This is a genomic window from Enterobacter sp. MGH120, assembly GCF_001037725.1.
Taxonomy (GTDB): Bacteria; Pseudomonadota; Gammaproteobacteria; order Enterobacterales; family Enterobacteriaceae; genus Enterobacter; species Enterobacter hormaechei_C.
The window spans coordinates 4,141,628-4,154,464 of record NZ_KQ089940.1 but is presented as its reverse complement, the minus strand read 5'-3'; the positions used below and the strand labels follow the sequence as shown (position 1 = coordinate 4,154,464).

The 12,837-nt window shown below is 56.9% G+C and carries 11 protein-coding genes; 7 read left to right on the top strand and 4 right to left on the bottom strand.

Annotated elements, in window-relative coordinates; genetic code table 11:
- The first annotated feature begins 30 nt into the window (after positions 1-30).
- The 5 genes from SK54_RS19405 (at position 31) to fhuB (ending at position 7,155) form a co-directional block, all read left to right on the top strand.
- Entirely contained in the window at positions 31-978 is a 948-nt protein-coding gene (locus SK54_RS19405) for a fimbrial protein (protein ID WP_223826492.1), read from the top strand.
- A 204-nt stretch (positions 979-1,182) separates the two neighbouring features.
- The gene (gene fhuA / locus SK54_RS19400; protein WP_033486478.1) at positions 1,183-3,438 is read left to right on the top strand and encodes a ferrichrome porin FhuA; all 2,256 of its coding nucleotides are present in this window, start codon (positions 1,183-1,185) and stop codon (positions 3,436-3,438) included.
- A gap of 50 nt (positions 3,439-3,488) precedes the next feature.
- On the top strand, positions 3,489-4,286 hold the full coding sequence (fhuC, locus tag SK54_RS19395) for a Fe3+-hydroxamate ABC transporter ATP-binding protein FhuC (protein ID WP_032652619.1): 798 nt from the start codon (positions 3,489-3,491) through the stop codon (positions 4,284-4,286).
- Positions 4,286-5,176: a Fe(3+)-hydroxamate ABC transporter substrate-binding protein FhuD gene (gene fhuD, locus SK54_RS19390; RefSeq protein ID WP_048247802.1), complete on the top strand. Its 891-nt coding sequence runs from the start codon at positions 4,286-4,288 to the stop codon at positions 5,174-5,176. Before fhuC ends, fhuD begins: the two co-directional genes overlap by 1 nt.
- A complete protein-coding gene (fhuB, locus tag SK54_RS19385; protein WP_048247800.1) occupies positions 5,173-7,155 on the top strand; it encodes a Fe(3+)-hydroxamate ABC transporter permease FhuB in 1,983 nt (660 codons plus the stop codon). Before fhuD ends, fhuB begins: the two co-directional genes overlap by 4 nt.
- Positions 7,156-7,266: 111 nt before the next feature.
- On the opposite strand, the gene hemL is transcribed toward fhuB, so the two are convergent.
- Positions 7,267-8,547: a glutamate-1-semialdehyde 2,1-aminomutase gene (gene hemL / locus SK54_RS19380; protein WP_032647302.1), complete on the bottom strand. Its 1,281-nt coding sequence runs from the start codon at positions 8,545-8,547 to the stop codon at positions 7,267-7,269.
- 177 nt (positions 8,548-8,724) lie between these two features.
- Between hemL and clcA the strand changes: the two genes are divergently transcribed.
- Together clcA and erpA are read left to right on the top strand one after the other, a co-directional pair.
- On the top strand, positions 8,725-10,125 hold the full coding sequence (gene clcA / locus SK54_RS19375; protein WP_017383743.1) for a H(+)/Cl(-) exchange transporter ClcA: 1,401 nt from the start codon (positions 8,725-8,727) through the stop codon (positions 10,123-10,125).
- 85 nt (positions 10,126-10,210) lie between these two features.
- The gene (gene erpA, locus SK54_RS19370) at positions 10,211-10,555 is read left to right on the top strand and encodes an iron-sulfur cluster insertion protein ErpA (RefSeq protein ID WP_003856230.1); all 345 of its coding nucleotides are present in this window, start codon (positions 10,211-10,213) and stop codon (positions 10,553-10,555) included.
- Between the two features lie 58 nt (positions 10,556-10,613).
- On the opposite strand, the gene SK54_RS19365 is transcribed toward erpA, so the two are convergent.
- From SK54_RS19365 to mtnN, 3 genes are read right to left on the bottom strand one after another with little or no spacing between them, the layout of a single operon-like run.
- Positions 10,614-11,237 carry a TRIC cation channel family protein gene (locus tag SK54_RS19365; protein ID WP_003856227.1) on the bottom strand — a complete coding sequence of 208 codons (624 nt, stop codon included), beginning with the start codon at positions 11,235-11,237 and terminating at the stop codon, positions 10,614-10,616.
- Between the two features lie 25 nt (positions 11,238-11,262).
- Positions 11,263-12,072 carry a vitamin B12 ABC transporter substrate-binding protein BtuF gene (gene btuF / locus SK54_RS19360; RefSeq protein WP_040117233.1) on the bottom strand — a complete coding sequence of 270 codons (810 nt, stop codon included), beginning with the start codon at positions 12,070-12,072 and terminating at the stop codon, positions 11,263-11,265.
- A complete protein-coding gene (gene mtnN, locus SK54_RS19355) occupies positions 12,065-12,763 on the bottom strand; it encodes a 5'-methylthioadenosine/S-adenosylhomocysteine nucleosidase (RefSeq protein ID WP_033486484.1) in 699 nt (232 codons plus the stop codon). Before mtnN ends, btuF begins: the two co-directional genes overlap by 8 nt.
- Between the last annotated feature and the right edge of the window lie 74 nt (positions 12,764-12,837).

Sequence of the window (12,837 nt, the reverse complement as noted above, 5' to 3'; positions counted from 1 at the left end):
CTATTCATCAGCGCAATGGCTGGCCTAATCATGCTGTTTTCAGCTCCGGCATTCGCAACTTGTACATTTACGGGAGGCGGAAGTAGCGGGGGAATTGTTACCTTCAACATTCCCGCTGTCATCCAGCTTGAGCCAGACGTTCAGGTCGGTACCATTATTTATGACGCCAGCGTGGAATCAGGTGAAATTGCGCAAAGATGTGATGGTGATTCCGTTCGGGTACGTAGAGGCTATCTCTCATTGAGTGATGCTGATGCACGTGAAGATGTTTTACCCGGAGTGTATAAAACCAACGTGGCCGGGATTGGCATTCGCGTTGCAGCGTCTACAACCCAGTTCCCTAGCTATACCGAAGAAGACATTATCAGGCCGGAAACTTATCTTGGCACGATCAGAAGCTTTTCAACGAATTACAATTTCCGGGCTACCGCTCAGTTGATCGTTATTGGTGAAGTCGAAGAGGGCGATCTTAATACGTCCCTGTTAACCTCACATGAAACTTACGATAACGACGTGATAGGCGAAATTCGCTTTTCACCAACCAGTGTGCACATTACGACAAACACCTGTAACCTGGCGGATAAAAACATCTACGTGCCGCTGGAAACGGTCAATGCGCACGATTTTAACGGTCAGTATTCTGACATCCTGACCGACAGTCGTTTCAGGATTGATATTACGGACTGCGCCGCCGGGACAAAAATTGATTATCAGTTCACCAGTGCAGGGTCGACTGGCGTAACGGATGGCAATATCCTCAACATTGCTACCGGAGACAACGCTGCAAGCGGCGTAGGCATTCAAATCCTCGACAAGAACGATGCGGTGTTACAGTTCGACCAGAGCTACACGGCAATAACCCGTAGCCAGGACAACGTCCCGGTTGAGATCCCACTCAAAGCCCGTTACATCAAAACGGGAGAGGTTAAAGCCGGGAAAGTCGACGCCGTCGCGACTTTCGAACTCTTTTATCGTTAAGCCCTCCGGCCCGTTTCGGCGGGCTTTAGCGATCATTCCGCTAACTTCATTAACCCTCTATTTTCATCTGGTTAATTCTTAAACCCTTAAATCTTGTAGGGCCGCATACTGCTTGCTATGCAGCCAACGTTTCGCATATTATTCTGCGGTCATAATAATAATTCTCGTTTACGTTATCATTCACTTTTCCATCAGAGATCCATCATGGCGCTTTCCAATACTGCTCAGCCAATTAACACGTCGCTGCGTAAAATCGCGGTCGTCGTAGCCACAGCGGTTGCCGGCATGTCTGCATATGCTCATGCCGCCGAAACCCCGAAAAAAGAAGAAACCATTACTGTTACTGCCGCACCGGCTGCGCAGGAGAGTGCCTGGGGGCCTGCGGCGACGATTGCTGCAAGGCAATCCGCAACCGGGACAAAAACTGACACCCCTATACAGAAAGTGCCACAGTCAATTTCTGTGGTAACGGCCGAAGAGATGGCGCTGCATCAGCCTCGCTCGGTGAAAGAAGCTCTGAGCTACACCCCGGGCGTTGCGGTAGGCACGCGCGGAGCGTCCAACACCTATGACTATCTGGTGATTCGTGGTTTTGCTGCCGATGGTCAGAGCCAGAATAACTACCTCGACGGTATGAAGATGCAGGGCAACTTCTATAACGACGCGGTGATTGATCCTTATATGCTGGAGCGCGCTGAAATCATGCGTGGTCCGGTTTCCGTTCTGTACGGAAAAAGCAGCCCTGGCGGCCTGCTGAACATGGTGAGTAAGCGCCCAACAACCGAGCCGCTGAAAGAGATCCAGTTCAAAGTGGGTACCGATAGCCTGTTCCAGACCGGCTTTGATTTTAGCGATGCAATCGACGATGATGGCGTTTACTCGTACCGTCTGACGGGCGTTGCGCGTTCGAACAATTCGCAGCAGGAGGATAAAGGCGAGCAGCGTTATGCCATCGCACCATCGTTCTCATGGCGTCCGGATGATAAAACCACTTTCACGTTCCTCTCTTACTTCCAGAACGAGCCTGAAACGGGCTACTACGGCTGGCTGCCAAAAGAGGGAACGGTTGATCCGCTGCCGAACGGCGATCGTCTGCCAACTAACTTCAACGAAGGCGCGAAGAATAATACTTATTCCCGTAACCAGAAAATGGTGGGATACAGCTTCGACCACGAATTTAACGATACCTTTACCGTGCGCCAGAACCTGCGTTATGCGCAGAACAAAACCTCGCAAAACAGCGTTTACGGCTACGGTATGTGTTCCGATCCGCTCTATTCGAGTAATCCTGCATCCAGCCCTTGCGCGAGCGTTCCTCAGTCGCAGTGGGGGCATACGCTGACTCGCCAGTATGTAATTGATAACGAGAAGCTGGAAAACTTCACTGTTGACACGCAGTTGCAGAGCAAGTTCGCGACGGGTTCTGTCGAGCATACTCTGCTAACTGGCGTTGATTTCATGCGCATGCGTAATGACATTGACTCGTGGTTCGGCTATGCCGGCTCCGTTGCACCATCTGATATCTATAACCTCGATCGTAGTGACTTCGATTTCGGTTCTCATCCTGGACCGTCAGGCGCTTATCAGGTACTGAACAAACAAAAGCAGACCGGTATTTATGCCCAGGATCAGATCGAGTGGGATAAAGTCCTGGTGACGCTGGGCGGTCGTTATGACTGGGCCGATCAGGAATCATACAACCGAGTGTTGAACACCACCTCCGAGCGTGATGACACTCAGTTCACCTGGCGTGGCGGTGTTAACTACCTGTTTGATAACGGTATTACACCGTACTTTAGCTATAGCGAGTCGTTTGAACCGGCTTCTCAGACCGGAGCGAACGGCAACGTCTTTGCACCGTCTAAAGGCAAGCAGTACGAAGCGGGCGTGAAATATGTGCCGAACGATCGTCCTATCGTCATTACTGGTGCGGTGTATCAGCTAACCAAAACCAACAACCTGATGGCTGACCCTGCGGGTTCATTCTTCTCGGTTGAAGGCGGCGAAATCCGTGCGCGTGGTGTTGAACTGGAAGCGAAAGCGGCACTGTCTGCGAGCGTGAACGTTGTGGGTTCCTATACCTACACTGATGCGGAATACACCACTGATACCAACTACAAAGGCAACACGCCAGCCCAGGTGCCTAAGCACATGGCATCCGTCTGGGGTGATTACACCATGTTTGATGGCCCGCTGTCTGGCCTGACGCTGGGTACAGGTGTCCGATATACCGGCTCCAGTAAAGGTGACCCGGCGAACTCCTTCACCGTGGGGAGCTACACCCTGGTCGATGCCCTGGTCAGATACGACCTGGCGCGCGTGGGCATGGCAGGTTCCAACATTGCGCTTCACGTGAACAACTTGTTCGACCGTGAGTATGTTGCCAGCTGCTTTAACACCTATGGCTGCTTCTGGGGTGCTGAACGCCAGGTTGTTGCCACCGCGACCTTCCGCTTCTAACCTCTTTATGGGCACGGTTCGCCGTGCCCTTTTTATTTAAGTTGGCTGACATGCAGGATAATAAAACGCAATCCGACTCCACCTTCACGCTTAACAATCTCTCCTTTCGCGTACCCGGGCGCACCTTGCTGCATCCGCTCTCTTTGACGTTTCCCGCAGGTAAAGTGACCGGTTTAATCGGGCACAATGGTTCCGGTAAATCGACGCTGCTGAAGATGCTGGGCCGTCATCAGCCGCCGTCCGGGGGCGACATTTTGCTGGATGACCAGCCGCTGGCGAGCTGGAGCAGTAAGGCCTTTGCCCGCAAAGTGGCCTATCTGCCGCAGCAGTTGCCGCAGGCGGAGGGGATGACGGTGCGCGAGCTGGTGGCGATTGGACGTTATCCGTGGCACGGTGCGCTCGGGCGTTTTGGCGTCGCTGACAGAGAGAAAGTGGAAGAGGCGATCGCGCTGGTTGGGTTAAAACCGCTGGCGCACCGTCTGGTGGATAGCCTGTCCGGTGGCGAGCGTCAGCGCGCATGGATCGCGATGCTGGTGGCGCAGGACAGCCGCTGCCTGCTGCTCGACGAACCCACGTCGGCGCTGGACATTGCGCATCAGGTTGACGTCCTGGCGCTGGTGCATCGCTTAAGTCAGCAGCGCGGCCTGACGGTGATTGCCGTTCTGCATGATATCAACATGGCGGCACGCTATTGCGACTACCTGGTAGCGCTGCGCGGCGGTGAAATGATCGCTCAGGGTACGCCTGCCGAACTGATGCGCAGCGAAACGCTGGAACATATCTACGGTATTCCTATGGGCATCCTGCCTCACCCGGCCGGTGCTGCACCCGTGAGCTTTGTCTACTGATGCTGGATCCAACATTCATTAGCCGCCGTCGCCTGCTGACGGCCATGGCGCTCTCACCGCTGCTGTTAAAGATGGGTCCGGCCCGCGCTGCCTCTATCGATCCGCACCGCATCGTGGCGCTGGAGTGGTTGCCCGTCGAACTGATGATGGCGCTTGGCGTGACGCCTTACGGCGTGGCCGATATTCCCAACTACACCCTGTGGGTGAATGAGCCAAAACTGCCGGACTCCGTCATCGACATTGGCCTGCGTACGGAGCCGAACCTTGAGCTTCTCACCCAGATGAAACCGTCTTATTTATTCTGGTCTGCGGGGTATGGCCCGTCGGAAGAGACCATGGCGAAGATTGCGCCCGGACGGGGCTTTTCCTTTAGCGACGGCAAAAAGCCGCTGACCATGGCAAAAAATTCCATCCACGAGATGGCGCAGTTCCTCAACCGTGAGGCTCAGGCGAAAAAACATCTCGATGAATTTGATGCGCTGATTGATTCCCTCAAGCCGCGCTTTGCCCACCGTGGCGATCGGCCTTTGCTGATGGTAACCCTGCTGGATGCCCGCCATATGCTGGTCTTTGGAAATAACTGTCTGTTCCAGGAAGTGCTCGACAGCTTTGGCATTCGCAATGCCTGGGAAGGCGAGATGACATTCTGGGGCAGTACCGCCGTGGGTATTGACCGTCTGGCGGCGTTTCGTGATGTGGACGTGCTGTGCTTCGATCACGGGAACGAGCGCGAGATGCAAACCCTGATGGCGACCCCGCTCTGGCAGGCAATGCCGTTCGTCCGCGAGCAGCGCTTCATGCGCGCGCCAGCGGTATGGTTCTACGGCGCGACGCTGTCGGCAATGCATTTTGCCCGCGTGCTGGACAATGCACTGGGAGGCAAGGCATGAGCACGCGTATGGCCCGTTTCCCGATGTTACTGTTAGCGCTCATTTTTCTGGCTGCCCTGATGTTAACCGGCTTTAACCTGAGCACGGCGTTACCGCGCGATCAATGGGCAGCCGCGTTTGCCGCACCGGATATCGATAATATTCAGCAAATGCTGTTCCACTACAGCCTGCTGCCGCGTCTGGCTATCTCCCTGCTGGTCGGGGCGGGACTGGGACTGGTGGGCGTACTGTTTCAGCAGGTGCTGCGTAACCCGCTGGCAGAGCCGACCACGCTGGGCGTGGCGACGGGGGCTCAGCTGGGGATCACCATCACCACTCTCTGGACCCTGCCGGGAGCGTTAACCTCGCAGTTTGCCGCGCTGGCAGGCGCATGTGTGGTCGGTGCGCTGGTCTTTGGCGTGGCCTGGGGAAAACGTCTCTCGCCGGTCACGCTGATCCTCGCTGGGCTGGTCGTCAGCCTCTACTGTGGGGCGATCAACCAGCTGCTGGTGCTGTTTCACCACGACCAGCTGCAAAGCATGTTTATGTGGAGTACCGGCACGCTCACCCAGACCGACTGGAGTATCGTCCAGCGCCTGTGGCCGCAGCTGTTCGGCGGCGTGGTGCTGACGCTGCTGCTGCTGCGTCCGCTGACGTTGATGGGCCTCGATGACGGCGTGGCGCGCAATCTGGGGCTGGCGCTGTCGCTGGCGCGTCTGGCGGCCCTGACCCTGGCGATTGTGCTGAGCGCGTTACTGGTTAACGCCGTCGGCATCATCGGGTTTATCGGCCTGTTTGCGCCATTGCTGGCAAAAATGCTCGGCGCGCGCCGTCTGCTGGCGCGTCTGATGCTGGCTCCGCTGATTGGCGCGCTGATCCTCTGGCTTTCCGATCAACTCATTCTCTGGCTGACGCGCGTCTGGATGGAAGTTTCCACGGGCTCGGTGACGGCCCTGATCGGCGCGCCGCTGCTGCTGTGGCTGTTGCCGCGCCTGCGCAGCATTAGCGCCCCGGCAATGGATGCCGGCGATAAAGTACATGCCGAACGTCAGTCGGTGGTGTGGTTCAGCCTTGCCGGGCTAGCGGTGCTGGTTATCGCCTCGTTTGCCGCACTCTCGCTGGGACGCGACGCCACGGGCTGGCACTGGGCGACGGGGGATTTGCTGCATGAACTCATGCAGTGGCGCTGGCCGCGGATCTTCTCCGCGCTGATTGCGGGCGTCATGCTGGCGGTGGCGGGCTGTATTATCCAGCGTCTCACCGGCAACCCGATGGCAAGCCCGGAAGTATTAGGGATCAGCTCCGGGGCCGCGTTTGGCGTAGTGTTAATGTTGTTCCTCGTGCCGGGAAATGCGTTCGGCTGGCTGATGCCTGCCGGGAGTATCGGCGCGGCAGTCACGCTGATGATTATCCTGATCGCCTCCGGGCGAGGGGGGTTCTCACCTCACCGCATGCTGCTGGCCGGGATGGCGCTCAGCACCGCGTTTACTATGCTGCTGATGATGTTGCAGGCGAGCGGCGATCCGCGCATGGCGCAGATCCTGACCTGGATTTCCGGTTCAACGTACAACGCTACCGGCAGTCAGGTGGTGCATACCGGGATTGTGATGATCGTACTGCTGGCGATTGTGCCGCTGTGCCGTCGCTGGATGACCATTCTGCCGCTGGGTGGGGATACCGCCCGCGCGGTCGGGGTGGCGCTGACGCCAACGCGTATCGCCCTGTTGCTGCTGGCCGCGTGCCTGACGGCGACGGCCACCATGACTATCGGCCCGCTCAGTTTTGTCGGATTAATGGCGCCGCATATCGCCCGTATGATGGGCTTCCGCAGGACTTTGCCGCATATCGTGATCTCTGCGCTGACGGGCGGAGCGATCCTGGTCTTTGCTGACTGGTGCGGAAGGATGGTGCTGTTCCCGTATCAGATCCCGGCGGGCCTGCTGTCGACCTTTATCGGCGCGCCGTACTTTATATATCTGTTGAGAAAGCAAAGTCGGTAATAAAAGTAAACGGCAATCCTTAGATTGCCGTTTTCGTGTTTGCTCCCTCTCCCAAGGGAAGATGGAGAACATCGTAGGCCGGGTAAGCGTTAGCGCCACCCGGCAATGCCCTTAGAGCTTCGCAAACACCTTACGCGCTGCGTCGATGGTGTTATTGATATCTTCTTCGCTGTGCGCCACGGACATAAAGCCCGCTTCAAACGCTGACGGCGCAAGATACACGCCTTCTTCCAGCATCAGATGGAAGAAGCGTTTGAAGCGTTCCACGTCGCATTTCACCACGTCCTGATAGCAGGTCACGGTTTTCGCATCGGTGAAGAAAATCCCGAACATCCCCCCGACGTGGTTTACCACCAGCGGAATACCCGCGTCTTCTGCGGCTTCCAGCAGGCCGTTTGCCAGCTGCGTCGTCCGGTCCGTCAGGGTTTCGTGGATACCCGGCTGCGCCACTTCGGTCAGACAGGCAAAGCCCGCAGCCATCGCAATCGGGTTACCGGAGAGCGTACCTGCCTGGTAAACAGGACCGGTTGGCGCCAGTGAGTCCATCACGTCCTTACGGCCGCCAAACGCGCCGACAGGCATGCCGCCGCCAATGATTTTGCCGAGGCAGGTCAGATCCGGCTCTACGCCGTAGTATGACTGCGCCCCCGCCAGCGCGACGCGGAAACCGGTCATCACTTCGTCGATGATCAGCAACGCGCCGAACTCATCGCACAGTGCGCGCAGGCCCGGCAGGAAATCCGGCTGCGGTGGAATACAGTTCATGTTGCCCGCCACCGGTTCAACGATGATGCAGGCGATCTCCTGCGGATACTGCTCGAACGCGGCGCGAACGGTGTTCAGATCGTTATAGGTGCAGGTCAGCGTGTGTTTCGCGAAATCAGCCGGCACCCCCGGGGAGTTCGGTTGACCGAGCGTCAGCGCGCCGGAACCGGCTTTTACCAGCAGGCAGTCGGCGTGGCCGTGATAACAACCTTCGAACTTGATGATCTTGTCACGACCGGTAAAACCGCGCGCCAGACGAATAGCGCTCATGGTCGCTTCGGTACCGGAGTTCACCATACGCACCATGTCCATCGTTGGCACCAGCTCGGTGACCAACTCCGCCATTTTGACTTCCATCTCGGTTGGCGCGCCGAAGCTCAGGCCGCGCTGAGCGGCTTCAATCACCGCGTTGCGGATCGCCGGGTGGTTGTGCCCCAGTACCATCGGGCCCCAGGAGCCGACGTAATCGACATAGGCTTTACCATCCACATCATACAGATATGCCCCATCCGCACGTTCGATAAACAGCGGGGTGCCACCCACGCCGGTAAAGGCGCGCACGGGTGAATTCACGCCGCCTGGGATAAGCTCGCGGGCTGCGCTGTAGAGGTTTTCAGACTTGCTCATGGCGTCGTTCCTGGTTCGTAGAAATAAGTTAAGGCAACTATTCTAAGTGATTCGGAAGAGGTTATAAAATTTTTGCCCCTCAGAAGGCTTAACAATTGTTAAGTATTTTTCAGGGGACGAGGGGATTGTCTCTGGTAGAATCCCTGCGGCCTTTTGTATGACGAAACAGAACAGGTAATGAACGAGAACACACCTTCTTTTGAACAACAACAGTTTACGCGCGCGAAGCACCGGGTCAGTATCCGGCGGCTGCTCAACCGTGACAAAACCCCGTTAGCCATTCTGCTGGCAGCCGCCGTGGTCGGTACGCTGGCCGGGCTGGTGGGGGTCGCATTCGAGAAAGCGGTCAACGCGGTGCTCAACTGGCGCATAGGTACCGTCGCCAGCTTTGCCGATCGGGAATGGCTGGTCTGGGTGTGGGCATTTGGCCTTTCGGCGCTGTTTGCCATGGTGGGGTATTTTCTGGTGCGTAAATTCGCACCTGAAGCAGGTGGCTCGGGGATCCCTGAAATTGAGGGGGCGCTGGAGGAGCTACGCCCGGTTCGCTGGTGGCGGGTGCTTCCTGTGAAATTTATCGGCGGGATGGGAACCCTCGGGGCGGGCATGGTGCTCGGTCGGGAAGGGCCAACGGTACAGCTGGGCGGTAACGTCGGGCGCATGGTCGGCGATCTGTTCCGTATGCGCAGCGCCGAAGCACGGCATACGCTGCTGGCGACGGGGGCCGCAGCGGGGCTGTCTGCGGCGTTTAACGCGCCGCTGGCGGGTATCCTGTTTATCATTGAAGAGATGCGCGCCCAGTTCCGCTACAACCTGATCTCCATTAAAGCGGTGTTTACCGGCGTGATTATGTCGAGCATTGTCTTTCGCGTCTTTAACGGCGAAGGAGCGGTGATTGAAGTTGGCAAGCTGACCAATGCGCCGGTCAATACTTTATGGCTGTATCTGGTTCTTGGGATGATTTTTGGCGTCGTCGGCCCGCTTTTTAACACCCTGATTTTACGGGCGCAGGATATGTTTCAGCGCATCCATGGCGGAAATACCACGAAATGGGTGCTGGTGGGAGGCCTGCTTGGCGGCGTGTGCGGGATCCTCGGTTTCATCGAACCGAATGCGGCGGGCGGCGGTTTCGGCCTGATTCCCATTGCCGCGGCGGGGAATTTCAGCGTAGGCCTGCTGCTGTTTATGTTTATTTCACGCGTCATCACCACGGTATTGTGCTTCTCCTCTGGCGCCCCGGGCGGCATTTTTGCTCCGATGCTGGCACTGGGGACGCTGCTGGGTACGGCGTTCGGGATGGCGGCGGCGGCAGGTTTCCCGGCCTACCATCTGGATGCGGGGACGTTTGCGGTTGCGGGAATGGGGGCGCTGCTGGCGGCCTCCCTGCGCGCGCCGCTGACCGGGATCGTACTGGTGCTGGAAATGACCGACAATTACCAGCTCATTTTGCCAATGATCATTACCTGTCTCGGCGCGACACTATTAGCCCAATTCCTGGGTGGAAAACCGCTATACTCCACCATTCTTGCCCGTACCCTGGCGAAACAGGAAGCTGAACAGGCCCTGAAGCAGAATACTTGAATGAATTACCAGGGTATTAGATAATGACAAAAAGAATTGGGTGATTTTTGCCCAATAGCAGTCGCAGTATTCATGGGAGCATAAGATGAGTGATGACGTAGCGTTGCCGCTGGAATTTACCGAAGCAGCAGCGAAAAAAGTGAAAACCCTGATTGCCGACGAGGACAATCCGGATCTGAAACTGCGTGTTTATATTACCGGCGGCGGCTGTAGTGGCTTCCAGTATGGTTTTACCTTTGACGATCAGGTTAACGATGGTGATATGACTATCGAGAAACAGGGCGTCGCGCTGGTGGTTGACCCGATGAGCCTGCAATATCTGGTGGGCGGTTCAGTGGACTACACTGAAGGTCTGGAAGGTTCGCGCTTTGTGGTGACTAACCCGAATGCGACCAGCACCTGCGGGTGTGGTTCTTCGTTCAGTATTTAAGCCTGAACGCAGATTGTAGGCCCGGTAAGCGAAGCGCTACCGGGCTTATAAACGACGCCTATCTTGAATTTTCATCCAGCGCAAACGTCGGCAGCTTCAGGTGCCAGCGTATCGCCGCTAAACGGATCACCAGCGTGACCACCATCCCCAGCATCGCCGCATTCTCCAGCGGGACAGCAAAGGTGTAATACGCCGTGGCGTGAACAATCCCCCCGATGATACAGGCCGTCGCGTAGATTTCCGTTCGCAGGATCATCGGGACTTCTCGCGCCAGTATGTCGCGAATAATCCCTCCACCCACGCCGGTTAACACGCCCATACAGATCGCCACCAGCGGGCCAGTCCCGGCAATAAAGGCTTTATTCACGCCTATTCCCACAAAGACCGCCAGACCGACGGCATCCAGTACCGGCAATATCCATTTTGGCAGTCTGCGAGGCTGACGAACCAGCACGATGGTTAACAGGCAGGTGACCATCGCCACCACCAGATCCGTGGGATCTTTTACCCAAAATACCGGGCCATTTGCCAGCGCCATATCGCGGATCGTTCCGCCTCCCACCGCCGTAACAACGCCGAGTACCAGTACGCCAAAAGGGTCCATGCGCAGTTTTCCGGCAAGCAAAACGCCGGAGATAGCAAAAACGGCTGTGCCAAGAATATCCAGCCAATACACGAGCATCGTTAAATCCTCGAAGGGGGTATATTTATCTGTTTGAGTGACTCTCTGCCAGTTCGGCGCAGAGTTGTTTTGCGGCGAGGATAATACGCGGGCTGGCGCGTTCAAACCAGTCGCTGTTGAGTGCGATAACCGGAATTTTAAGCTGCCGATGCCAGAATTGTTCTATTTTAGGAATCTCGCTCGCATTTCCGACCACCACAATGGCCTGCGGTTGTCGCGCAAGAACCTGCTCACGACTGACCTGGGGCCAGGGAACCCGGCTTTCGGCAAAGATATTTTCACCTCCACAGGTTTCAAGCACCTGGTTCTGGATCGAGCCTTTCCCGGTAGTGAACAGCGGCTGGCTGCCAACTTGCAGAAAAACGCGTTGTTTCGGTTGCGTGCCGTATCGGGCTTTTAGCGCGGCATAGTCGTTGAGCATCTGCTGTGCAGCCTGCCCGGCGCGTTGGGGGGTAGGGCTGAAGGGCGCGAGGTCACGGAGGGTTTGCGCCACCTGTTCGATGCTCACCGCGTCCACCCATTTTACCGTTATTCCCAGCGAAGAGAGCTGGTTCACCTGCCGTTCGGCATTACCGCCGCGCCAGGCGAGGACCAGATCGGGCTTTAGCGCCACGATGCGTTCCAGGTTCATTCCCTGCCAGGTGGCAACCTGTTCGATATGGGCGGCCTGCGGTGGATAATCGGAAAAGCTGCTCACCGCAACGGGCGTGATCCCGGCGGCAAACGCCAGTTCCGTATTGGCAGGGGAGAGAGTGATCACCCGCGGCGCGGCGATGAGCCAGGCCGGAGCGAGCAGAAGCAGGGCGACCAGCGCCCTGAATGACACCTTACCCACGCGCCAGTTTCTGCACCAGGGTTTCCACCATCACGGTGGACTGTTTGGCCGCAACGGCCAGGAATTCGTCGAAGCTGATGTGGGACTGCTGGTCCGCCACGTCAGAGATCGCGCGAACGACCACGAACGGCACGCTGAAGTTATGGCATACGTGCGCGATGGCCGTGGCTTCCATCTCCACGGCCACAGCCTGCGGGAAGTTATGACGGATTTTCGCCAGACCGACAGAGCCGTTGATAAAGGCATCGCCGCTGACGATCAGGCCACGCACCGCATTGAGGTTCAGCTCGTTAATGCAGCTTTCAGCGGCGGCAATCAGCTGATCATCCGCTTTAAACCCGGCCGGGCAGCCCGGAAGCTGACCATATTCGTAGCCGAATGCGGTGACATCTGCATCGTGATAACGCGCTTCGTCGGAAACCACGATATCGCCCACTTTCAGCGTCGGCGCCAGACCGCCCGCAGAACCCGTATTAATGATAACGTCAGGCTTGCAGCGCTCAAGCAGCAGGGTCGCGCCCAGTGCCGCTGCAACTTTACCGATGCCTGATTTCAGCAGAGCCACGTCAACACCGTTCAACTGGCCGGTGTAGATCTCACAGCCACCGAGGGAGAGAGTCTGACGGTTCTCAATTTTGTCACGCAGCAGCGTAACTTCTTCTTCCATTGCACCAATAATGCCGATTTTCATAGATTTACTCGCGATGTGCCTTGTTAAGATGCATAGTCTATCATGCGGTTAAGGGGAAACGCATTCTCACGCGG

Coding starts and splice junctions, on each gene's coding strand:
- fhuA (WP_033486478.1), top strand. CDS start 1,183: ATGGCGCTTTCCAATACTGCTCAGCCAATTAACACGTCGCTGCGTAAA.
- fhuB (WP_048247800.1), top strand. CDS start 5,173: ATGAGCACGCGTATGGCCCGTTTCCCGATGTTACTGTTAGCGCTCATT.
- fhuD (WP_048247802.1), top strand. CDS start 4,286: ATGCTGGATCCAACATTCATTAGCCGCCGTCGCCTGCTGACGGCCATG.
- clcA (WP_017383743.1), top strand. CDS start 8,725: ATGAACGAGAACACACCTTCTTTTGAACAACAACAGTTTACGCGCGCG.
- erpA (WP_003856230.1), top strand. CDS start 10,211: ATGAGTGATGACGTAGCGTTGCCGCTGGAATTTACCGAAGCAGCAGCG.
- SK54_RS19365 (WP_003856227.1), bottom strand. CDS start 11,237: ATGCTCGTGTATTGGCTGGATATTCTTGGCACAGCCGTTTTTGCTATC.
- mtnN (WP_033486484.1), bottom strand. CDS start 12,763: ATGAAAATCGGCATTATTGGTGCAATGGAAGAAGAAGTTACGCTGCTG.
- fhuC (WP_032652619.1), top strand. CDS start 3,489: ATGCAGGATAATAAAACGCAATCCGACTCCACCTTCACGCTTAACAAT.
- SK54_RS19405 (WP_223826492.1), top strand. CDS start 31: ATGCTGTTTTCAGCTCCGGCATTCGCAACTTGTACATTTACGGGAGGC.
- hemL (WP_032647302.1), bottom strand. CDS start 8,547: ATGAGCAAGTCTGAAAACCTCTACAGCGCAGCCCGCGAGCTTATCCCA.